General features: G+C 68.3%; 20 protein-coding genes. 12 read left to right on the top strand and 8 right to left on the bottom strand.

Going from position 1 to position 21,703, the window contains the following annotated elements:
* Positions 1–18: 18 nt before the first annotated feature.
* Entirely contained in the window at positions 19–1,170 is a 1,152-nt protein-coding gene (locus VGJ24_RS09750) for an IS30 family transposase (RefSeq protein WP_422656616.1), read from the bottom strand.
* Positions 1,171–1,608: 438 nt separating this feature from the next.
* Here VGJ24_RS09750 and VGJ24_RS09745 point away from each other — a divergent pair, with 438 nt between their 5' ends.
* The 3 genes from VGJ24_RS09745 to VGJ24_RS09735 are packed head-to-tail and all read left to right on the top strand — an operon-like array spanning position 1,609 to position 5,122.
* Entirely contained in the window at positions 1,609–3,720 is a 2,112-nt protein-coding gene (locus tag VGJ24_RS09745) for an ATP-binding protein (RefSeq protein ID WP_331500359.1), read from the top strand.
* The gene (locus VGJ24_RS09740) at positions 3,720–4,082 is read left to right on the top strand and encodes a response regulator (RefSeq protein ID WP_331500358.1); all 363 of its coding nucleotides are present in this window, start codon (positions 3,720–3,722) and stop codon (positions 4,080–4,082) included. The genes VGJ24_RS09745 and VGJ24_RS09740 overlap by 1 nt, the downstream gene beginning before the upstream one ends.
* A complete protein-coding gene (locus tag VGJ24_RS09735; RefSeq protein ID WP_331500357.1) occupies positions 4,079–5,122 on the top strand; it encodes an adenylate/guanylate cyclase domain-containing protein in 1,044 nt (347 codons plus the stop codon). The genes VGJ24_RS09740 and VGJ24_RS09735 overlap by 4 nt, the downstream gene beginning before the upstream one ends.
* A 54-nt stretch (positions 5,123–5,176) precedes the next feature.
* Here VGJ24_RS09735 and VGJ24_RS09730 read toward each other — a convergent pair whose 3' ends face one another.
* Positions 5,177–6,181, bottom strand: coding sequence for a cyclic nucleotide-binding domain-containing protein (locus tag VGJ24_RS09730; RefSeq protein ID WP_331500355.1), 1,005 nt, complete (start codon positions 6,179–6,181; stop codon positions 5,177–5,179).
* Positions 6,182–6,798: 617 nt separating this feature from the next.
* Here VGJ24_RS09730 and VGJ24_RS09725 point away from each other — a divergent pair.
* From VGJ24_RS09725 to VGJ24_RS09710, 4 genes are all read left to right on the top strand, one after another.
* Entirely contained in the window at positions 6,799–7,233 is a 435-nt protein-coding gene (locus VGJ24_RS09725) for an SRPBCC family protein (protein WP_331500354.1), read from the top strand.
* Positions 7,234–7,235: 2 nt separating this feature from the next.
* Positions 7,236–8,843, top strand: a complete 1,608-nt coding sequence (locus tag VGJ24_RS09720) for an NAD(P)/FAD-dependent oxidoreductase (RefSeq protein WP_331500353.1) — start codon at positions 7,236–7,238, stop codon at positions 8,841–8,843.
* Between the two features lie 5 nt (positions 8,844–8,848).
* Positions 8,849–9,535: an HAD family hydrolase gene (locus VGJ24_RS09715; RefSeq protein WP_331500352.1), complete on the top strand. Its 687-nt coding sequence runs from the start codon at positions 8,849–8,851 to the stop codon at positions 9,533–9,535.
* A 301-nt stretch (positions 9,536–9,836) separates the two neighbouring features.
* Entirely contained in the window at positions 9,837–10,019 is a 183-nt protein-coding gene (locus VGJ24_RS09710; protein WP_331500351.1) for a hypothetical protein, read from the top strand.
* A 302-nt stretch (positions 10,020–10,321) separates the two neighbouring features.
* On the opposite strand, the gene VGJ24_RS09705 is transcribed toward VGJ24_RS09710, so the two are convergent.
* The 5 genes from VGJ24_RS09705 to VGJ24_RS09685 all read right to left on the bottom strand — a co-directional run bounded on the left by VGJ24_RS09705 (position 10,322) and on the right by VGJ24_RS09685 (position 14,387).
* On the bottom strand, positions 10,322–10,945 hold the full coding sequence (locus tag VGJ24_RS09705) for a methyltransferase (RefSeq protein WP_331500350.1): 624 nt from the start codon (positions 10,943–10,945) through the stop codon (positions 10,322–10,324).
* Positions 10,942–11,112: a CDGSH iron-sulfur domain-containing protein gene (locus VGJ24_RS09700; protein WP_331500361.1), complete on the bottom strand. Its 171-nt coding sequence runs from the start codon at positions 11,110–11,112 to the stop codon at positions 10,942–10,944. Before VGJ24_RS09700 ends, VGJ24_RS09705 begins: the two co-directional genes overlap by 4 nt.
* 20 nt (positions 11,113–11,132) lie before the next feature.
* Entirely contained in the window at positions 11,133–12,038 is a 906-nt protein-coding gene (locus VGJ24_RS09695; protein WP_331500349.1) for an iron-containing redox enzyme family protein, read from the bottom strand.
* 374 nt (positions 12,039–12,412) lie between these two features.
* Positions 12,413–12,676: a hypothetical protein gene (locus VGJ24_RS09690; RefSeq protein ID WP_331500348.1), complete on the bottom strand. Its 264-nt coding sequence runs from the start codon at positions 12,674–12,676 to the stop codon at positions 12,413–12,415.
* 226 nt (positions 12,677–12,902) lie between these two features.
* A complete protein-coding gene (locus tag VGJ24_RS09685; protein ID WP_331500347.1) occupies positions 12,903–14,387 on the bottom strand; it encodes an FAD-dependent oxidoreductase in 1,485 nt (494 codons plus the stop codon).
* Positions 14,388–15,420: 1,033 nt separating this feature from the next.
* Here VGJ24_RS09685 and VGJ24_RS09680 point away from each other — a divergent pair.
* The 5 genes from VGJ24_RS09680 to VGJ24_RS09660 are packed head-to-tail and all read left to right on the top strand — an operon-like array spanning position 15,421 to position 20,497.
* The gene (locus tag VGJ24_RS09680) at positions 15,421–16,638 is read left to right on the top strand and encodes an OmpA family protein (protein ID WP_331500345.1); all 1,218 of its coding nucleotides are present in this window, start codon (positions 15,421–15,423) and stop codon (positions 16,636–16,638) included.
* Between the two features lie 57 nt (positions 16,639–16,695).
* Positions 16,696–17,247, top strand: a complete 552-nt coding sequence (locus tag VGJ24_RS09675; RefSeq protein ID WP_331500343.1) for an isochorismatase family cysteine hydrolase — start codon at positions 16,696–16,698, stop codon at positions 17,245–17,247.
* Positions 17,248–17,276: 29 nt separating this feature from the next.
* Positions 17,277–17,858, top strand: a complete 582-nt coding sequence (locus VGJ24_RS09670) for a LysR family transcriptional regulator substrate-binding protein (RefSeq protein WP_331500342.1) — start codon at positions 17,277–17,279, stop codon at positions 17,856–17,858.
* Between the two features lie 30 nt (positions 17,859–17,888).
* Positions 17,889–18,995 (top strand): galactokinase, encoded by a 1,107-nt coding sequence (gene galK / locus VGJ24_RS09665; RefSeq protein ID WP_331500341.1) that lies wholly within the window; start codon positions 17,889–17,891, stop codon positions 18,993–18,995.
* Between the two features lie 26 nt (positions 18,996–19,021).
* A complete protein-coding gene (locus tag VGJ24_RS09660; RefSeq protein WP_331500340.1) occupies positions 19,022–20,497 on the top strand; it encodes an LLM class flavin-dependent oxidoreductase in 1,476 nt (491 codons plus the stop codon).
* A 12-nt stretch (positions 20,498–20,509) separates the two neighbouring features.
* Here VGJ24_RS09660 and VGJ24_RS09655 read toward each other — a convergent pair whose 3' ends face one another.
* Positions 20,510–21,685: an acyl-CoA dehydrogenase family protein gene (locus VGJ24_RS09655; protein ID WP_414691054.1), complete on the bottom strand. Its 1,176-nt coding sequence runs from the start codon at positions 21,683–21,685 to the stop codon at positions 20,510–20,512.
* Positions 21,686–21,703 lie beyond the last annotated feature (18 nt).

The following is a 21,703-nucleotide window of genomic DNA, read 5'->3' as shown; positions in this document are numbered from 1 at the left end:
CGGTGCGGGTTCAGGCGGTCAACGCAACACCTCGGCTAGTGCCTGTGATGGTGTCTTGAAGCCGAGTGTCTGTCGAGGGCGTTCATTGAGCTCGAGCGCGATGGCGTCGAGGTCGGCCTGGGTGAGTGTTCGGAAGTCGATGCGGCGAGGCAGGTACTGGCGCAACAGTCCGTTGGTGTTCTCGTTGCTGCCGCGCTGCCAGGGCGACTTCGGATCGCAGAAGTAGACCTCGATGCCCGTGGCGTTGGTGAACTGTTGGTGCGCGGCCATCTCGTGGCCCTGGTCCCAGGTGAGCGATCGTGCCAGGTGGGTTGGCAGCGTGGTCACCGCGGCGGCCAGTGCGTCAGCGACCACCTCGGCTTTGTGATTGCCCTCTGGGAGTGCGACGAGCATCAGGAACCGGGTAGAGCGCTCGACCAAGGTCGCCACCGGACTCATGTTCTTGCCGAAGACCAGGTCGCCTTCCCAGTGTCCGGGCACCGCCCGATCCTCAGCCTCGGGCGGCCGTTCGGAGATGTGCAGGATGTTGGGCCGACCGCCGCGACCATCGGGAAGACGGACCCCTTTGGGTCGTCGGATCACCCGGCCGGTGCGCAGGTACTGGGTGAGTTCCCTGCGTAGCGCGCCGCGGGACTGGACAAATAGGGTGCGGTAGATGCTCTCGTGGGACACCTGCATCTCCGGGTCGTGGGCGTAGCTGACCTTGAGCCAGCCGGCGATCTGCTGTGGTGACCACCGACGCCGCAGCTTCTCCTCCACGATCGCACGCAGCAACGGGTTCGTCGCCAACTTGCACGCCTTGGGACGGGTTGCCCGAGACCACGCCTGGCGGTCGGAGATGTGCGCCCGATACCGCCTCCGGCCGCCATTGGTGGCGACCTCACGACTCACCGTCGACGCGGCCCGGCCGAGTTGCGCTGCGATCGCCCGTAACGACATCCCAGCGGCCAGGCCGCGAGAGATCTCCTCGCGTTCCTCGAAACTCAGTCGGCCACTGGCTCGTCGTCGTGGGTCCGGACGGATACCACCGCAGCGCACCAAGTAGGCACGAACGGTGCCCTCTGGCAGTCCCAGCTGGCGGGCGATCGGCTTCGCCGCATGCCCGCAGCGCAGCCGGGTCCAGATCTCATCAACAGCAGCCGGCGACAACTTCTGATACCGACGGACCACGGCAACCTCCTCAAGTCAAGGAAGTGTTGCGCCGACCCCTTGAGAGCGCCCCGCTGTCCGGTGCACTCTCATGCCGATGGGCCGTTGCCGGGGGCGCGATGTCGGCATCCGGTCGTGACGGACGGCAGTAGGTACGAGACGGGCCGCCCCAACCGATGTGAGCACTATCGGCATCCACCTCTGGCTAGATCCGAGCATGATCGCGACCGTCTCGACGCCGAGCCACACAGGCGGCCGTCTGCCGGAGGGAGGTGTTCCTGGACCGACGCTCGTCACGTCGCGCCTCCCGCCCGGCGTGCCGCTGCCGGCGCGTCTCGAGCCGAGCGCCTCGAGCTATTGCTTCACTCGGCCACTCACATCAAGAGGGTCCATGGGCCTCTTGCGGCATGGCTTCGTGCGGTGTAGGGCTGATGGAACTGCTATCGGAGGCGATGCTGTATGCGCCTGCCCACGAGATCTCGATCCGCCGTTGCGTCCGCGACCGACGGGGCTCCCACCGATCCTCAACTGCCCGCGTTGACGCGCTGGTTGCGGCCGGCCGTCGATGCAGTGGCCCGTGCGAGGCTGAGCATCCATCAGAAGCTCTTGCTTGGTTTTCTGACAGGGGCGCTGCTGCTCGTGGGGATGGCGACCCTGAGCCTCGTGGTAATCGGGCAGATGCATCAACGCGTGAGCGTGCTGGAAACGCAGGCGAACAGGGTCGACCTTGCCCAGCAGATGCTGTATGACGTCACGGCGCAGAGCCACTACCGCGCCATGGCACTCCTGGAGTACCAAGACGAGGCTTCATGGAACCAAAAAGTCGCGGACCGGAAAGACCATTTTGCCGGTCTACTAGCAGACTTGGAGAAGGAGGATCCGCAGAACGACGGGTTCTTCGAAAGCTTGAACAAGGCAAACCAGGAATACAAGGCAGCGAGCGACAAGGTCGACCAGGCGTTCGCCGAGCGAAAGCCCCTTCCCGTCATTGAGAAATTGCATTTGAAAAATGAGCACCCGGCGTCACACGTAGTAGAAGACCTGCTGAGCGACTGCGGTAAACCAGCTACAGCCTCAGCAGTCGCAAGACCGGCGTGCCACAGTCTCGGCCCCCTCGACGTTCCTTACATCGAGTTGGCGCAGCAGGGGATGCACAAGGCCTCGTCCGACTTCGATTCCGCCCGCCAGTTGCATCGCAACATCGTCCTGGCGTTCTCGACGGTGAGCGTCCTCCTCGCCTTGCTTCTGGGATTCCTCCTGTCCTGGTCCTTCCTGCTGCCGGTGAAGAAGATGCAGCGCGCCTTGGCGGAGATGACGGTCGGCAATTTCCGGCAGCGCGTGGAGGTGCCGAATCGCGACGAGTTCGGGACGTTGTCGCAGGACTTGAACAGCACGAGCCGGCGTCTGGAGAGCTCCTTCGAGCGCCAACGGGTTCTGTCACATCGCCTCCGGGAGACGAATGCTTCGTTGGCGCGTGCGAGCGACGCCAAGTCGAGGTTCTTGGCGAGTGTCAGTCACGAGTTGCGAACACCGATGAATGCGATCCTGGGATTCACCGATGCCCTCTTGGCGGGTGTGGACGGACCGCTCAACGATGCCCAGAAGGAGTCGCTCGGATGGGTCCAGCGTGGCGGCCGTGACCTGTTGGGGCTGATCAACCAGATCCTTGATCTTTCCAAGATCGAGGCAGGAAAGCTCACCCTGGACCCACAGCCGTTCGATCCCCGGGAACTCGTCGCCTCAGTTGTCGAGCAGCATCGTCCCCTCGCCGACCAAACGGGAATCACCCTCGATTGGCAGGACATGGGCGGGCCCGAGGAAGTGATCCTCGATGGTCAGCGAGTCCGCCAGATCCTGGTCAACATCGTCGGGAACGCCTTGAAGTTCACCCCCGGGGGCCGGGTCGACTTGGAGATCGACAGCCGGGAGGACGGGTTCTGTGTCGCGGTGCGAGATACCGGCCCAGGAGTCGATGTGGCCCAGCACGAGGCGATCTTCGAGGAGTTCCGTCAAGCCCAGGACGACATCACAGGGACTGGCCTCGGCCTCGCCATCAGCCGTCGACTGGCCAGAGCGATGAAAGGCGACGTGACGGTAGAAAGCGAATCTGGCAGGGGGAGCATCTTCAGTCTGCACCTTCCGCTTGACTGTCGGACGTCCACGAGCACACCCGGGAATCTCGAGCAGGACGCTATCGCCTCCGATGACCAGCGCTTGCTTCTCAGCGTCGACGACGATCCGTCGGTCGCGCCGCTGCTCCAGAAGATGCTCGCCGACGTGGGCTACCGAGTCGTGGCCGCCCAGGCCCCGAGAACCGCCGCCGCTGAGGCCAAGGACCTTCGGCCCGAAGCGATCCTGCTCGATCTCCTCATGGAGGAACGTGCCGGGGAAGAGATACTTCGAGAACTCAAGGCCGACCCGGCAACAAGCGAGATCCCCGTAGTCATCATCTCGGTCGTTGACGCCGAAGACGTGCCAGAACTTGCGGACGGACACCTCCCCAAGCCGGTGGACAAGGCGGCATTGCTCGATGCCCTGACAGACCTCAACCTCAGCGGGGTGAAGCCATAATGGCAACGATCCTGCTGGTCGAGAGCACCCCTGCGGATCTCGCGTTGGCGCACAAGCTGCTCGACGCCGCTCACCATGACGTATTGACTGCGGAGAGGGCGGCAGTCGGCCTGGATATCGCTCGCGATCGACTACCCGACCTCGTGTTGATGGGGCTAGGACTGCCGGACATGAACGGATGGAAGGCGTTGGCGGAAATCCGCGCGGATCCCGCAACTGCCGACTTGCGGGTTGTTGCTTTCACAGCCCACGCCATGGTGGGCGATCACCGGCGCGTCTTGGAGGCGGGGTTCGACGGCTACCTCAGTAAGCCGATCGATTTTGCGACTTTCTCTCGAAGCGTGGAGGAACTACTGCCGTGAGCCGACAGAGACCACTGATACTCGCGGTCGACGACGAGCCCGCCAACCTCGCCCTCATGCGGAAGCTGCTCACACACCTGGGGTATGACGTGGCGGAGGCCGCCGACGGGATCTCCGCGTTGCGCGCCACTGAAGATTTGGGTCCTGACCTGGTCTGCCTTGACATCATGATGCCGGACCTGGATGGCATCGAGGTTTGTCAGCGGATTCGTCGCCTGCCCGAGAACGAGGGCCTGCCGATCTTGCTCCTCACCGCCCTCAGCCGGCCGGAGGAAAAAGCGCGCGGCCTGGAGGCAGGTGCCAACGACTTTCTTTCGAAACCCTTCGACGAGAGCGAACTCGCTGCACGGTTACGCTCGCTGCTCAGGACGAAAGCCTTGCAAGATCGGCTCACAGATCTCTTGAAACGCTATGTCAGCGACAGCATCGCCGTCGAGGTGCTGCGAGACCCCGGCGCAACAACTCTCGGGGGCGACAGACGACACGTCTCCACTCTCTTTGCTGATGTCCGTGGATACACCGCCATGGCCTCCCAGCATTCGCCTGAACAAGCGTTGGACCTGTTGAATCGCTACCTCACCGTGGCCAGCGAGGCAGTGGAAAGCCATGGCGGCACGGTCGCAGATCTCCTTGGGGACGGGGTGTTCGCCTTCTTCGGGGCACCGGTCATGCATTCCAACGATCCGGAACGCGCCGTCCGCGCCGCACTCGAGCTCCAGGCGCAGGTTGCACTCCTTGACATACCGTCGATGCCTGGCGTGCGACTCCAAGCGGGCATCGGAATCACGAGTGGAGAAGTACTAGCCGGCAACATCGGCTCGCAGCGACGGATGCACTACGCCGTTGTCGGCGATCCGGTCAACGTGGCGTCCCGCTTGCAGACCATGGCCGGGCCAGGACAAATCCTCATAGACGGGCCTACACACGACGCCGTGAGCGCCCTCGTGATCTCACAGGACCTCGGCAGTCTGAGGCTCAGCGGCAAAGGTGACTGGGTACCCACCTTCAACATCCTCGCCCTCAAAGTTCCACAAGCGTAGGCGTCACACGACAGCTCGGAGCTGCCGTCAACCCACACCGTGGGCCTGATGTCCTCAGGAACCCGGTCGTTGCTCCTCGCGCCGATGGGTCGAGCCGACCTCGCCGAGAACCCGCGGGTCGAGTTGGTCGGTGGAAGCGATGGCTACTTTGCAGGGCGTGACTGCCCTCAGGGTGGACGTCCTGCGCCCGCCCTCCAGTTGCGACCGTTCCCCCAGGATCGCTCCTGGGCCGATCTCAGCGATGCGCTCGCCGTCGACTTCCACGTCCAGAACGCCGTCGAGCAGAAGGAAGATTGAGTCGCCCGATTCGCCTTGCTCGACCAAGGTGGCACCAGCCCGGAGGTGTTCAATCTGGGGTCTCTTGCCGGTTCGCATGATGAGCGACGCGAGCTTGCGTTCCAGCGCGGTCTCAACCTCGGTCACGAATGCTGGCGAATCCATAGCGCCCCAGGGAGTGTGCTGACCGAACACGTGGCGGTACCAACTTTCGAAGTCGATACTGCCGGTTTTCGCGTTCAGATTGCCCGAGTCGTCGTAGATCCAGTGTCGCGGGAACGGGCTAGCGCCGACAACACCTCCGTGGGCGTGCCCGTCTCTTTCGATCGTGAGGGTAAGGGTCGTCCACGCCAGAGGTGCAGCAAGCTGCACGAACGGCTTCCGGCTGACCCGCCTTGGAGCCGGCATGCCTGTGCGGCCACCTGCGGTCTGCACGAAGGTCACGCCGTCGTCTCGTTCTTCCGGGTCGCGTTGCAGATCGGGCAATGCAACGGCGGCGAACGTGACGGTTCGGCCAGCGAGCCGCACAGTGGAGATGCCGAGATGTCCTCCGCCCGAGTAGCCACAGTCAACGATCCGACCGTCGTTGACCTCCACCCACGCCCGGAGTTGATTGGCGAACCGAACGCGATCGGCACTCAACAAGTGCTCGGGATCGGTCACTTCGTCCGGCGGCGGGTCGTCGTAGCGGACGACTCCTAGCTGGAACGGCAAACGTGGCATGCCCACGATCGCCTCTGACGGGATCCAGGACACTGAAAGCACCGATGATTCAAAGCGCATCGCAACCCCCTTCTCACCCACAGGGAACTACCCAGTCTGCTCTTGCCGGCGCCGCGTCGTCACCCCGGCGCACACCACGGCCATTCGATACCAGCGTTTCAATCGGAAACTCGGAGCAGGCCGCGTGTAGGTCTCGCCGTTTCAGGCACGAGGAGGACCCCTCCGGACCGACGACAGGAGACGACATGCGCGCCGTGATGCTGAACTGTCCATTGAAGCCCGGGCGAGACCTCGAACAAGCAGGTCCTCGCCGAGACCGTGGTGGCCGCACTCGAACAGCGCGGAATCGACGTCGAGACGTTTCGTCTGACCGACCTGGTGGGACCACCTGGCGTTGCTACAGATCTGGGGGCGGGACGACTGGCCGCGGGTGCACGACGTCATCTGCTGCGCCGAAATTCTGGTCGTGGCCACGCCTGGGTCTGACGACCGTCGACTCTCTCGCAGCGAGCGTTGGAACGGATGGACGCCATGATCTCCGAGACGAGCGACGATGACGTCCGAGTGGCGTACAACGAGGCAGGCGGCGTTGTGGTCAGGGCAACGGGGACGGAGCCCATCACCGGAATGTGCGGCTTTCGCCCGGTACCCCGGAGACGATGGGGTACGTGAGAGATGTGAATCCCGTGCAGGAGGACGTGAAGTCAACACCCGACCAGGTGTGGAGGGTGCTGGCGGACGGCTGGCTCTTCCCCCTGTGGGTGGTGGGGGCGACGAGGATGAGAGAGGTGGACGACGCCTGGCCGGCACCGGGTGCCCGGATCCATCATTCCGTCGGGGTCTGGCCGCTGGTGATCGACGACCACACGGAGGTTCTCGAGTCGCAACCGAGCAGTGTGATGCGTCTTCGTGCCCGCGCCTGGCCGAGCGGTGAGGCGGAGGTCGTCATCCGCGTGGTAGCGCGCCCCGAGGGGTGCCGGGTGACGATCGACGAGGACCTGGTGGCGGGGCCGGGCAAGCTGATCCCCCGCCCAGCCAGGGCCCTCGCCCTCAAGGTGCGCAACCGGGAAACACTCCGCCGGCTGGCGTGGCTGGCCGAACGACGAGGGTGAGCGTGGACCCGACGTACGACGCGGTGGTCATCGGAGCGGGTCCCAACGGTCTGGTGGCGGCGAACCGGCTCGTTGACGCAGGCTGGTCGGTGCTCGTGCTGGAAGCAGGGCCGCACACCGGCGGCGCGGTCCACAGCGACCGGTCGCTGGACCCGGCGTTCGAGCACGACACATTCAGCTCGTTCTACCCTCTCGCGGCAGTCTCCCCGGCGGTGCGCTCCCTCGCTCTCGAGGAGCACGGCCTGGTGTGGCGGCACGCGCCCGCAGTGCTTGGCCATCCGGTCTCCGACGGTCGTTGGGCCATGCTGCACCGGGACCGTCACGTGACAGCGTCCGGGCTCGACGAGCAGTGCGCGGGCGACGGCGAGGCCTGGCTCGCGCTGTGTGCGCGCTGGGACCGGATAGGTGAAGCTTTGGTGCAGGCACTGCTGACGCCGTTCCCACCGGTGCGGGCAACGGCGCGTGGCCTCCTGCGATTCCGCTCCGCCGGTGGACTCGACCTCATCCGTATGCTCATCACGCCCACCCTCGACGAGGGGCTCTGGCCTTTCCGCGGCGACGCTGCTCGCCTACTGCTCGCGGGCAACGCGGCTCATGCAGACATTCCGCTCGATGCCCCGGGATCGGGACTCATGGGTGTCCTACTCACCATGCTCGGACAGACCGTGGGGTTCCCGGTGCCGGAGGGCGGCAGCTCCCGGCTCGCAGATGCGCTGACGGACCGTCTGCGAGCGCGAGGCGGCGAGGTCCGGTGCTCCGCACCGGCCCAGAAACTGGACGTCGATCGAGAACGCGCGGTCGCGGTGCGCGTAGCCGACGGCACCCGGGTCGTCGTACGACGAGCCGTGGTCGCCGCCGTCTGCGCACCGATCCTCTACGAGCGCCTGTTGGACGAGGACGACGTTCCGGATCGGGTGCGTAGCGGGATGCGGCGGTTTCAGCTCGACCCGGGGACGGTCAAGGTGGACTGGGCCCTGGACGGACCGGTTCCGTGGGCAAGCCCGCCCCCCGTTCCCCCGGGCACCGTCCATGTCGCGGGCTCGCTATCCGAGATGGCCGAGGCAGGCGGCCAGATCTCGGCGCGGCTCGTGCCGGCTCACCCGTTCCTGTTGGTCGGCCAGATGACGACGTCGGACCCCACGCGCTCTCCGCCTGGCACCGAGGCCCTATGGGCCTACAGCCACGTCCCGCAACATGTTCGAGCGGATGCCGGCGAGGATGACATCACGGGGTCCTGGGACCGTGACGAAAGGGAGCGGTTCGCCGACCGGATCCAGGCCCGGCTCGAGGAACGCGCCCCCGGGTTCGAGTCGCGGATCCGCACCCGTCGGGTGCTCGGTCCTCGCGAGCTCGAAGCGGCGAACCCCAACCTGTTGGGCGGCTCGGTCAACGGCGGTACCTCACAGTTGCACCAGCAACTGATTTTCCGGCCGGTACCCGGCGCCGGGCGGGCAGAGACCGGGATCCATGGGTTGTACCTCGGCTCGTCGTCCGCTCATCCCGGTGGGGCCGTGCACGGTGCTCCAGGGATGAACGCCGCCCGGGCGGCACTGGCCCACGCCCAAGTGCACCCGCTTATAGGGATCCGTCGCCGTCTGGCGGGTACGTGATCTGTGTGAGCCACCTGACGCCGGTGCTGAGAGCACCGGTCGACACCGCCGTCGTGGACGTCGACGGGACTCTCGTCGACTCGGTGTATGCGCACGTCTGGGCCTGGCGGGAGGCCTTCCGACGGGTCGGTGTCGACGTCCCCACCTGGAAGGTCCACCGGGCCATCGGGATGGGCGGTGACCGACTCGTCGAGGCGGTCACCGACGCGACCGTCGAGCGCGGTGTCGGGGACGACATCCGCAGCCAGCACTCCCGGCTCTACGAGGACCTGTCGGCGCAGCTGAGCCCGACCCCCGGAGCCACCGACCTCCTCGAGGCACTCAAGAAGCACGGCCTGGTCGTGGTGCTGGCCAGCTCAGGGTCCCGCCACGACACCGACGACGCCATCGCCCTCCTTGAGGCCGGCCACCTTGTCGACGGCGCCATCAGCGGGGACGACACCGACTCCAGCAAGCCCGACACCGAACCCGTGCAACATGCCGTCGACAGCGTCCAGGGCACCCATGCGCTCGTGATCGGAGACTCCGTCTGGGACATGACCTCGGCCCGCCGCGCCGGTCACGAGGCGGTGGGTCTGCTCACCGGCGGCGTGGCGGCATGTGAGCTCCTGGAGAGCGGCGCCGGCGGCGCCTACGAGGATCCGGCCGAGCTCGCGGAGGCGCTCGACGATCTGCTCGCTTTCCGCCCTTGAACCGACCTACGCACCGGAGAGATCGAAGAGCTGCCCTACGACGACGGATCCTTCGACGTCGTCACCGCCCTCAACCCCATCCAATACGCCGTCGTCCACCCACGCCGTCGCCGAGCTGGCCCGCGTGTGCCGACCCGGCGGCCGCATCGCGATCGCGATCTGGGATGCACCCGAGCGCTGCGAAACAGCAGTTCTCTTCACGCGACCCCGCTCACTCGCCCCTCCGCCCCCGGCACCCCACGCCCTTGGGCGGTAGCGACCCAACGTCGTCGAGAGCCTCCTGGAGGAGGCGGGGCTGACCGTGGTCGACCAGGGCGAGGCCATCTATCACCTGAGATTCCGCGACCTCGACCATGCGGTCCAAGAGGTGATCGACGACGCCGTACGACGGGTGATCAAAACCGTCCTCGAAGCGGACCGCAAACCCGACGGCGGGCTCCGCCAAGACAACGTCTTTTGCTACGTCATCGCCCCCAGCGCCTGAAACCGCACGAAACGCGGACCGGCAGGCGACACACCTATTCCGACGGCTCGACAACATCACCCTCCATCGAACCGCCAGCCGCCTCGACCACCCGCGGGCCGCGCGACACGCTGCGAAAGGTATGCCGAGGAGATCAAGTCTCCGCCGGCCCGGCCACGCCAGCAAGGCCGCCCACGCCCGGGCCGGAACCTGATACGCCCACAACGGCACCTGGTTCGTGCTCCACCCCAACGACACCACCGCCGGCGGCAGCCGCGCCACCTTCCAGGGTCGCGACAGCCCGATCGGTGATCGCCCAAGTCCTACGCGTTGCGGTCGAGCCGTGAGACGACGCCGCCGTTGTATTGTCGCGTCTCCACATACCGCACGGAGCCGTCACCGAATGAGAGCAGCGGCGCCACCTGGTCCACCGAGCCGAGCTGCAGCAGCGCCGACCCGCCGTCCGCCAGGTGCTCTTCGATGACGTGGAGGCAGCGCCGCGCCACGTCCAATCCGTCGAGGCCGCCGTCGATAGCCACCGTGGGGTCTTTGGGGTAGGCCGGCACGTTGCGGGTCGTCACCCAGGGTGGGTCGGCGATGACCAGGGGGAACCTTTCGCCGGCACGGACCGCGTCATCCAACGATCCGAGTCGGTGCTCAACGCGTCCGTGCATCCCAGCGGCTCGTGCGTTGCGGCGGCCCACGTCGACCGCGGCCGGCTCGACGTCGACGCAGACGAGCTGACGGTCGCTGTGTTGCACGGCCGCCAGCCCGATGTGGCCTGCTCCGCTGCACAGTTCCAGCACCGGGCCAGGTGGCAGCTCCACGAGGAGCTCTACCGCCCAGCGTGACTGCGCCGCCGTCCACGGACGTGGACGCAGCACATGGGAGTCGAAGGAGATGGTGAGGCCGTCGAAGTCGAGGTGCTCGAGCGCTGCGCCGGTCACGTCCGGTCGCTCCGCACCGATTTGTGGGTGCCATCGCACCACGGTTTGCGGGCCGAGCGGTCGCACGCGCACACGGCCACGACGGGTCGGGTGACAAGGTGCTCGACCCCGTCCTCGTCGAGGACTCTCTGGGCGCCGCGGACCAGGACCGGCCCCTGTGGACACACGCGCACGCGGACCTCTGTGGTCACGACGCCATCACTGGCGTCTGCTGGTGGTCGCGAGGGCCGGTGTCCCCGGTCCAGCGCGCCATCAGCTCGGTGCCGGACAGACAGTCCAGGTAGGACGTGCAGGCGGCGCCGAAGAGCACCTCGTTCACGGCTTTGGGGTCGCCGGCGACCAGGGCTCCGCACAGGTCGCGGGCCGCGATCTGCTCGTGCACTGCGTCCGCCTCGACGTGCTCGTCGAAGTACCGGACGGCACCGTCGAGACCCACGCGTTCGAGCCCAGCGGCGATCCGACGGGACGGCACCGAGCTGGAGGCCTCGAACGCCGCGAAGTGCCCCACCCCGGCGGCGAGCAGTCTACGGTTGAGGCAGAACAGCGACATCACGTTCGCCGACGCCAGCGAAACCGCGGAGACGTCGTTTACGTACGCACCGTAGGCGGGGTCCAGGCCGGACGACGCCAAAGCGTCGGCGTACAGCTGCTGGTGGAGCGTCGCCGGCCGTCCAGCGCCGAACTCGTCGTACTGGAGCTCGGCGAGCGCCACCTTCGCGGCCCCGGTAAGCCGCGGGACGAGGAACGCCTGGGGGTCGGACTCCTTCAGCTGTTGGACACTCCGCTCGCGGAGAAAGTCGACGAGCTGTGCGCGCGTTGCCTCACGGCGGAGGAACGCCGAGAGGTTCGGCCCCTCGGCGTCCCGCGCCATTCGCAGCACGACGTCCCCGACGTCACCGCCCACGTCCAGCTCAGCACTCACCCGTGCTCGGGTCGCGTCGCGCAGCTCTCCCTCGAAGCGGTCCTCGAGCCCCAGGCGCAAGGCCACGACCTCGGGGTCCCACTCACGACCGGCGTGGACTCCCGCGAAACCGCGGTAGGAGAGCTCGTAGACGGTCCACAGTGCCAACTGGGCGTCACGATCGCAGGTCACCGATTGGTCCTTCATTACCAAGGGGTTCGACGTCGCCCGGCCCAGGAGTGTCTCCCGAACCCGATGACTGACTGGCCCGCACGACTCGGGCAGCTCCACGCTCACTGTCCCTTCCTGCAGCACCGGATGACCCGGTCCGGGGCACCCCCGTGGGCCGCCGGTCATCGTTCGTACCCGCGCGTCTGTGGTTCATGCCCGCGCGGGCCTCCGCGCGAGGTGGTCGTGATCACGCCGACCGACACCTGGTCAGCCATGGGTTGGCAAGCGGTTCAGGACGGCGGTCATGTCATCCTCGGTGTCGCTGCCGATCTCTCGAAGACGACCTTGACCAGGGGCGCGGTCAGTTTGGCCGCGCTCTTCATTTCGATGACGGCCTAGTAGGTGATCGAACTGCCCGTGCCCTCGGGCATCACGGTGATGGTGTCGGTCGAGGTGGCGGTGTCATTGTTTCCGACTAGCACGAGACGCTGGTCGGTCCGCTCGGTGAGCTCGTAGATCAGCTCGGTCGAGACCCCCGCGATCTTCGACGTGTTGTGCCAGGTGCTGCCGACCCGCACGGGTCCGGCGTCCAGGCGGGTGCATTTCTCGGTGCCGGGATCCGATTCTTCGGCCGTGGCGAAGTCCTGGAGGTAATCCAAGACAATGTGGGGTGGCAGGGAGACGGTGAGGTGCGGCTGACGGTGGTCATGACTCCACTGTGCTGCTCACACAAAAGGATGAAGCCCAGCCGCACGTGGGTCGGATCATCTTGGCCTGGTCCCTTTCGTGGTCTCCGGCCGACTTGCCATAAGAAGGGCCGGTACGTGACTTTCTCGTCATGTGACTTGGCTGGTTTGACCCCGAAGGGTCCAATCTCTCAGCCCCTCACGGTCCGGAGAGGAGCGGCTTGGTCGCAGGACCCTCTAGCACCCTGCCGTCGCGGTCGAAGCGGGAGCCGTGCAGGGGGCAGTCCCAGGACTGCTCGGCGTCGTTCCAGGCCAGGGTGCCGCCGAGATGGGAGCAGAGCGCGACCACCGAGCAACGTTGTCCCCCGACCCGGGACACGCCGACTGGCAGCCCGCGGCGACGCCCGACGATGCCCTCGCCCTCGGCGGGCTCGCCGGCACCCCTCAGCATGGCCCGGGCCAAGTCGCCGACCAGGTGTCCCGCAACCTGGGCGTTGACGCGCGCGAGCTCCAAGGCCCCGCTGGGTCGCGTGATTCGATGGGAGATAGGAGCCTGCCACGAGGCCCGCTGACCGTGGATCTCGTTGACCAGGGACAAGGCCGCAGCGACCCCGTTGGTGAGTCCCCACTTCCCGTATCCGGTGGCGACGTAGGTGTGTCCGCGCCCTCGCGGCAGCGCTCCGATGGCCGGCAGGCCATCGTGTGAGGAGTAGTCCTGGGCCGACCAGGCGTGCGTCTCCTCCGCGCCCGGGTACCACTGCCGTGTCCACGCCCGCAAGGCGTCCAGGTGTGCCCGCGTCGAGCGCACCCGGCCGACGGTGTGTCCTTCACCGCCGACGAGCAGGAGGGGACCCTCGTCGGTGGGCGCGTCTCGCACCGACCGAGTCGGGGAGCCAGTCGAGAGGAGCATCAGCTCGGGTGGTGAGACGTAGCGGTAGGCCAGGGCGTAGGAGCGCTGCGGCTCGACCTTCGCAAAATAGAGGCCGCGGTCGAGGATGGGTACGCCGGTGGCCAGGACGACGTTCTCCGCGTGCACCCGGGAGCCGTCGTCGAGGACCACTGCCGTCGTGGTGAGGGGAGCCGAGCGGACGCGGCGTCCGGTGACGATCGTGCCGCCCTCACAGCGCAGTTGGCGGACAAGTGCCGCGAGCACATCCATAGCATCGAGCTGCGCCTGTTCCCCGAGAGTCGTGCCACCCGCGTGGGGAAAGGGAACGTCGAGCTCGTCGCGCCACACGACGGGCAGCCCCAGGTGGCGGGCAGCCTCGTGCTCGTCACGCGCTGAGCGCAGCGACTCGCGGTCTGCGGCGTACGTCACCGCCGTGCGCCGCTGGTAGGCGACGCCGTGGTCCTCGCAGAACCGCAGCAGCCAGGCCTGACCCTCGAGGTTGGCCTCGAGGTACGCCGCGGCCACCCGGTCGCTCTGGCGCGCAAGAATAGTCGAGAGCCGGGTGCCCTGAAGAAGCGAGACCTTGCCGCTGGTGTTACCGGTCGTGACCGCGCCGACGTCGCGGGCCTCGATCACCGCCACGTTCCGACCCGAACGGGCCAGAAGCAGAGCCGTGACCAGGCCGGTCAGCCCAGCGCCAACGACGACGTCGTTGTACCGGTCCTCAAGCCAGGAGTCCGTCTCGATCGCAGGCCGGCCGCGCCACAGTGAGGTCATCGGAGGGATCGGATCCATGCCGTGCCCGTACCCCGACGGCAGGCCGCTCACGCCCCAAGGGGCGCCCGGCGGCTCGCGGCCGCGAGGCGTGAGGCCGCTCGCCTGAGCGCGGCGCTCGCCGGGTCGACTACCCGCACGGCGGTCTCTTCCGTTTGGAAAAGAGGCGATGGCCGACTGATGGCACAACTGCCCGCCGACGCCCCGCCAGTCCGCTGCCGGACGTGCGGGCTGGACGGGGAAGGCAAAGGCCGCGGTAATCCCGCCGGCGTGCAGCTGGCGCTATTCCAGCGCCCAACTGGCCGCATCGGGATGACCAAGTAGGCCGAACTCACCAAGACCAGCTACTAGATGTTGTGCAAGGAGGTCGTTCCCGGGGCGGCGGGCCATCCGCCCGTCCGTTACGACTCGCGCCCCGCCCCCCGTCCGTCCGTCTTGACTCGCGTCACCCGCTCTTGACGCACACCGCGCTCAGCAGGGCCGTCCTCGGGGACACGGCCGTACACGTCGTGGTCCGGCCCCGGTGACCACCTCCCCGTTGGTCTCGTGATACCCCGACTGATACCGCCCGCCACGTATCTGGATGTGCCGAGATGCCCCGAACACCGCATCGGGCTCTGGTCGATCAGTCCGCGTGAGCGGGAGACGTCGAAAAATGTCCTCAGACGCCGAAGGGGTCGCGGAAGTTAAAGTCCCCCTCGGACACCAGATGCCCCCTCTCGCGAGAGCCCGTCGAGTCGTCGGCTGGATCGGGCCGAAAAGATTTTGCTCACCACGCGTCCCACGAGTCACACGAGTCACACGCAGGACCTCGGGCCGTTGTGCTCGTGGGGGGCTGGCCCCCACCATGGCCGCGGGGTTTTATTCGCAAGGGGGGTTGCGAAATATGGGGGGACGTGCGCTCGAAGCGCCGGTGCTGGATGCTGCCCGACCGCGTCGAGATGACGGGTCGAGGCCGAGTCCGGCCGCACAGCTGCTCGATTCGCTGCACACGGGTGATGACCAGGGAGTCCTGGCAGCCTGCGGCGAGTCGACGACAGTCACGGCAGACATCATGGGCTGGTCGTGCACCGGCCTCGACCAGATCGAGGCGATGCTGGTGCGAACCCGCAATCGCTTCCCGGGGCTCGTCTACGAGTCCCGGACGCGTCACATCGGGTTCGGCCTGGTGATCGAGGAGGCACGCGTCCGGGACGCGACTCCCGACGCCGACGTCGAGCCCGTAGAGGCCGAGAGAAGGGCCGCCGACGTCGGCGAGAGAGCCGAGGTGTCCGAGGTGGACGACCTCGCCGACCTGGAAGCGTCGCTGGACCATCCGATGTACGACGAGCCCGTCGTCTCGGGCGCAGCCGAGCTCCAGCTCTGGCGCGACCTCGGGGGCGACGGGCCGGCGGAACCGCTCAACCTGCCGGTGCGGGTGACCGTGCGTCACGACGACCTTCAGGTGCACGAGGTGACGTTGAGCTTTCCCGCCGCCCTGCTCAAGCGGGCGTTGGGGTTGCGCGTCGACCCGCTCGAGATGTCGCTGAGCGAGGTGCAGTCGGCGTTCATCGCCCCGGTCGGGGCCGGATTCACCACGCACGAGCTGGCGCGTCACGAGCTCACGCTCGCGCCGGCGGTCGAGCCGGAGCCCGAGATCGTCATCGAGGAGCCGCCCCGTCGTCGACGTCGTGGACGCCGGGTGCTGCTCCTGCTGCTGCTGGTCGCCGCACTCGCCGCGAGCGGCTGGTTCTATGTGCAGGACCGCGGGATCCCCTCGCTGTCCTCGCACTCGACCGCACCGACCCCGTCGCCGTCCGCCGTGGCCTCGCCCACGCCGTCGGTGACGCCATCACCGACAGCTCAGGCCTCGCCGTCGGCGACGTCCACGCAGCAGCCGACGGTGACCCACTCGGCGCCGGCGAGCACGCCGGCGCGCAAGCCCAACGTCACGTTGAGGTCCGACCTGGCGTTCGGCTTCAACAGCTCGACGCTCTCGCCCCAGGCGAAGAGCGCAGTTGCCGGGGTGGCCAAGCAGGTGCTCGAGGCGGGTCTGACCGGGAAGATCTACGTCGACGGCTACACCGACAACCTCGGTTCGTCGGCCTACGGCCAGGTCCTGTCGCAACGTCGGGCCGACGCCGTGTCGTCGTACCTCCAGTCGCAGCTGGCAGGCGCCGACGTCTCGATCGTGTCCGTCGGGCACGGCGAGGCCGACCCGGTGGCCACCAACGCGACCTCGGACGGTCGGAAGTCCAACCGTCGGGTCACGATCACGCTGCCTAGCAGCTGACCGGAGACTTCCTCCGCGTAGGGTGGCGGCGCCCCGTCGCCCTACGCGGAGGTCGCCGTGCCCGCTGCCCTGTTGCTGATGGACTTCCAAGTGGGAGTCGTCGAGCGCTTCGGCTCCACCGAGGTGCTCCACCGCGCTCGCGAGGCGCTGGACGCCGCCCGAAGCGGCGGCGTCCCCGTGGTGTTCGCCCGCGTCGGCTTCCGCGACGCCACACCCGAGGTGAGCGTCCGCAACAAGTCCTTCTCCGCCCTCGCCGGTCAGACCGGGACGGCGGAGGACTCCCCCGCCACTCAGGTGGTGGCCGAGCTCGAGCCCCTGGCGTCCGAGCTGATCGTCGTCAAGCGCCGGGTCAGCGCCTTCACCGGCAGTGACCTGGAGATCGTGCTCCGAGCCTCGGACATCGACCACCTCGTGCTGTCCGGCATCGCGACCAGCGGGGTCGTCCTCTCCACGGTGCGTCAGGCGGCGGACCGCGACTACCGGCTGACCGTTCTTTCCGACGCGTGTGCAGACCGTGACGCGGAGGTCCATCGGGTCCTCACCGAGAAGGTGTTCCCGCGCCAGGCCGACGTGGTGACCGTCGCCGAGTGGGTGTCCGGGCTCGGCTGAGGACGCGGTCCGCCCTCTACCGTGGACCCATGTCGGATGAGCTGCGCGTCGGCTTCGTGACCGGCACGACTCCGGACAAGTGGGCGCGCGCCTGGCGCGACCAACGGCGCGGACCGCTGACGCTGGTCCCGATCACCGAGGAGGACCAGGAGGACGTCGTACGCCGCGGCGTGGTCGACATGGCGCTGGTCCGCCTTCCGGTCGACACCGACGAGCTGCACTGCGTCCGGCTGTACGACGAGCTGCCCGTCGTCGTGGCGGGCCACTCACACCTGGTCGCGGCGGTCGATCAGGTCACTCTCGCCGACCTGGTCGACGAACAGCTGGTGCGGCCGCACTCGTCGGGATGGCGACCGGCGGTCGACCAGCTGGCGTGGCCACCCATGTCGGAGCAGGAGGCGATCGAGGCTGTCGTGGCGGGCACCGGCATCGTCCTGGTGCCGATGTCGGTCGCCCGGTTGTTCCACCGCAAGGACGTCGTCACCCGCGAGGTCGCGGACCTCCCGCCGACGACGGTCGCGTTGGTGTGGCTGCGCGAGCGGGACGACGAACGGACGCAGGCGTTCGTAGGCGTCGTCAAGGGCCGGACCGCCAACTCCACGCGTGGCTAGGGTCTCGGCGACAACCCCTAGGGTGTGGCCATGCCAGCGCTGGTCGCCTCGGCCCCGGGCCGGGTCAACCTGATCGGCGAGCACACCGACTACAACGGGGGGCTCTGCCTCCCTCTCGCGCTCCCCCAGCGCACGACGTTCACGTTGTTCCCGCGCAGCGGCCCGGCCCTGAGCCTGTCGAGCGCCCAGGAGGACAGCGTCTGGGAGGGCGTGGTCGAGGACCGGCCGGACGGTTGGCCGGCGTACGTCGCCGGCGTCGTGCAGGCGCTGCGGGACGACGGTCACGAGGTACCGGGCTTCGAGGCGTCGGTCGACTCCGAGGTGCCGCTCGGCGCGGGGCTGTCGAGCTCTGCCGCCCTCGAGTGCTCGGCCGCCACCGCGCTCGCTGCCCTGCTGGGGCTTGACCTGGCCGACCGCGGCGTACGCCGCCGGCTCGCCACCGCGTGCATCCGTGCTGAGACCGACTACGTCGGTGCTCCGACCGGCGGCATGGACCAGACGGTGGCGATGCTCGCGCGGCCGGGCCACGCCCTCCTGCTCGACTTCGCCGACGGGAGCGCGACGCCGGTGGAGCTCCCGCTGGACGAGGCGCGGCTGGTGCTCCTGGTCATCGACACCCGGGTCAGCCACGCGCTGACCGACGGCAGCTACGGCAACCGGCGGAACGAGAGCGCGGATGCTGCCCGGGCGCTCGGGGTGAGCAGCCTTCGGGTGGCCAACCAGGCTCGCGTCGAGGAGCTGGAGGACGACGTCCTCCGCCGCCGAGCCCGTCACGTCGTCAGCGAGAACCTCCGCGTCCTGGCCGCCGTCGGGGCGATCGGGGACCGCGACTGGGATGCGCTGGCCGACGTTCTCGACGCGTCGCACACGTCGATGCGCGACGACTTCGAGATCTCCTGCCGCGAGCTCGACCTGGCCGTCGAGAGCGCCCGCGCGGCCGGTGCCCTGGGTGCCCGGATGACCGGTGGGGGGTTCGGCGGCTCGGCCGTCGCGCTCGTCGCCCGCAAGGCGGTCGGCCGGGTCCAGGCGGACGTGACGAAGGCCTTCGCCGACGCCGGGCTCGAGGAACCGGCGTACCTCCTCGCCATCCCCGGCGACGCCGCCCGGGTCGAGAGCGTCGCGTCCTCCGCCGGCTGACGCACCGGCCTGCCAGAATCCCGATCGTGCCCCTGCCCGATCCCGCACTCGTCGTCCTCATCGGCGCCTCGGGGTCTGGCAAGTCCACCTGGGCCCTCGAGCGCTACCGCCGCGCGGAGGTCGTGTCGTCCGACGACCTGCGCGGCGTCGTCGGGTCCGGCCCCGCCGACCTCGACGCCTCGGCGGACGCCTTCGACCTCCTCGAACGCATCGTCGCCGCCCGCCTCTCCCGGGGCCTGACCACGGTCGTGGACACACTCGGCCTGGACGCCGAGCGCCGGATCGCCTGGCGCGACGCTGCGCGCGCCGCCGGGCTGCCGGCGATCGCCGTACTGCTCGACACTCCCGGCGACGAGTGCCGGCGTCGGAACGCCCGGCGCGACCGCCCCGTTCCGGCACCGGTCCTCGCCGAGCAGGTACGCCGCGCCGCCGCGGTCCCGACCACCCTCGCCGCCGAGATGTGGGACCAGGTCGAGGTCGTCTCGGGGGCCGGCGACTCTTACGGTTTGGTCCCAAACCGCAACCTGGATCGATCCAACACTGCGGTTTGGGACCAAACCGCAGCATCCACGTCGTCCCACGGCCTCGAGGTCGTGCTCCAGCTCTCGCGGTTCCCGTGGGGCGAGGACCCGGGGTTGTGGGTGCGCGAGATGGCGTTGGCGGCGGACCAGGCGGGGTTCGCCGGGCTGGCGCTGATGGACCACCTGATCCAGATCCCCCAGGTCGACTCCGCCTGGCAGCCGATCCCCGAGCCCTGGGTGGCCCTCGGCCTGGTCGCCGGCCTGGACACCCGGCTGAAGCTGGGCACGCTCTGCACACCGGCCACGTTCCGGCCGGCCGGTGTCACCGCGAAGGCCGCCGCGACCTTGGACGCGCTCTCGGGCGGTCGTGCGTTCCTGGGCGTCGGCGCCGGTTGGTGGGAGCGCGAGCATGCGGCGTACGGGCTCCCCTTCCCGGCGGCAGCCGAGCGACTCGACCTGCTCGAGACCACGATCGAGACCTGCCGGGCAATCTGGGCCCCCGGCACCAAGGCGTACGACGGTGAGCGGGTCCGGCTGCCCGAGACCACGTCCTACCCTCGACCGGCACATGAGATCCCCATCATCGTCGGCGGGAACGGCGAGCGTCGCACCCTGGCGATCGCGGCCCGCCTCGGGGACGCGTGCAACCTGCCGTCCGAGGTGGAGGTGCTGACGCACAAGCTCGAGGTGCTCGACCGACATCTCGCGGCGACAGACCGCACCCGTGACGACGTGGCCGTCACGGTGCTCGACCTCCCGATCGTGGGGAGCGACCGTGAGGACGCGTGGGCCAGGGTCGAGCGACTGCGTGGCCGGACGCCGGCGGCCGCGTTCGCACGACGTACGCATGCCGGAACCGTGGACCAGCACCGAGCCCGCTACGCCGAGCTCCAGGCGATCGGCGTGAGCACCGTGTTCGTCGGGGTCCGCGGCCTGGAGTCACCCGACGAGGTGCGATCGCTGGCGGGCCTCAACAAGTGAGCCCGGCGCTCACTACCTCAGCTCGGCGCTGGACAGCCCCAGCACCCGGCGCGCGACGATCAGCTGCTGGATCTGCTGCGTGCCCTCGAAGATGTCGAGGATCTTCGAGTCGCGCGCCCACTTCTCGAGCAGCTCAGCCTCGCTGTAGCCGACGGAGCCGCACAGCTCGACGCAGGAGAGCGTGACGTCGGAGGCCATCCGACCGGCCTTCGCCTTGGCCATCGAGGCCTCCATCACGTTGGCCTTGCGGTTGTCGGCCATCCAGGCGGCCTGGAGCATCAGCAGACGGGCGGCCTCCCAGTCGGCCTCCATCTGCAAGAACTTCGCGGCGGCGGCGCTCTGCGCGACCGCCGGCCGGTCGTAGTCGATCTCGACACCGGCCCGGGTCAGCAGGTCGCGGGTCAGGTCGAGCGCCGCCTGGGCGCAGCCGACGGCCATCGCCGCCACCAGGGGCCGGGTGTTGTCGAACGTCGCCATCGCACCGGCGAAACCCTGGCCGGTGTCGACCTCGGGCGAGCCGAGGAGGTTCGCGGCCGGGACGCGACAGTCCTCGAACCGGATCGTCGCGGTGTCGGAGGCCCTGATCCCGAGCTTGTGCTCGAGCCGCTCGACGCTCATGCCGGGCGTGCCCTTCGGCACCACGAACGACTTGATCGCCGCACGCCCCTTCTCCTTGTCGAGGGTCGCCCAGACCACCACGGCGTCGGAACGCTCGCCGGAGGTGACGAAGATCTTCTCGCCGTTCAGCACGTACACGTCGCCGTCGAGGACCGCGGTCGTGCGGATGCTCGCGGAGTCCGAGCCGGTGTTCGGCTCGGTGATCGCCATCGACGCCCACACGTCGCCGAACCGCTCCTGCTGGTCGCGCGTGGCGACCGAGGCGATGGCGGAGTTGCCGAGGCCCTGCCGTGGCAGCGAGAGCAGCAGACCGACGTCGCCCCAGCACATCTCCGCAATGCCCATCACCGAGGCGAGGTTGGTGCCGTTCCGGGCCGAGCCGTCGTCCTCGCGGTCATCGCGCCTGACGCCCGACGCCCCGGCACCCGAGCTGGCTCCCGACTCCGAGAGCCCGTCGATCATCGCGGCAAGGAGGTCGAGCTCCTGGGGGTACTCGTGCTCGGCCCGGTCGTACTTGCGGCTGATCGGCCGGAGCATGTTCATCGCGACCTGATGCGCCTGGTCGCGCAGACTCGTGAGCTTCTCCGG

This window comes from Nocardioides sp. (assembly GCF_036493135.1).
Taxonomy (GTDB): Bacteria; Actinomycetota; Actinomycetes; order Propionibacteriales; family Nocardioidaceae; genus Nocardioides.
Note: the sequence above shows the minus strand (reverse complement) of the source record. Positions and strands in the feature narration are given on the sequence as shown.

Excerpts from the sequence above, each read along its gene's own strand:
- VGJ24_RS09745 (WP_331500359.1), top strand. The coding sequence starts at position 1,609 with ATGCGCCTGCCCACGAGATCTCGATCCGCCGTTGCGTCCGCGACCGAC.
- VGJ24_RS09740 (WP_331500358.1), top strand. The coding sequence starts at position 3,720 with ATGGCAACGATCCTGCTGGTCGAGAGCACCCCTGCGGATCTCGCGTTG.
- VGJ24_RS09730 (WP_331500355.1), bottom strand. The coding sequence starts at position 6,181 with ATGCGCTTTGAATCATCGGTGCTTTCAGTGTCCTGGATCCCGTCAGAG.
- VGJ24_RS09685 (WP_331500347.1), bottom strand. The coding sequence starts at position 14,387 with ATGGATCCGATCCCTCCGATGACCTCACTGTGGCGCGGCCGGCCTGCG.
- VGJ24_RS09680 (WP_331500345.1), top strand. The coding sequence starts at position 15,421 with ATGGGCTGGTCGTGCACCGGCCTCGACCAGATCGAGGCGATGCTGGTG.
- VGJ24_RS09670 (WP_331500342.1), top strand. The coding sequence starts at position 17,277 with ATGTCGGATGAGCTGCGCGTCGGCTTCGTGACCGGCACGACTCCGGAC.
- galK (WP_331500341.1), top strand. The coding sequence starts at position 17,889 with ATGCCAGCGCTGGTCGCCTCGGCCCCGGGCCGGGTCAACCTGATCGGC.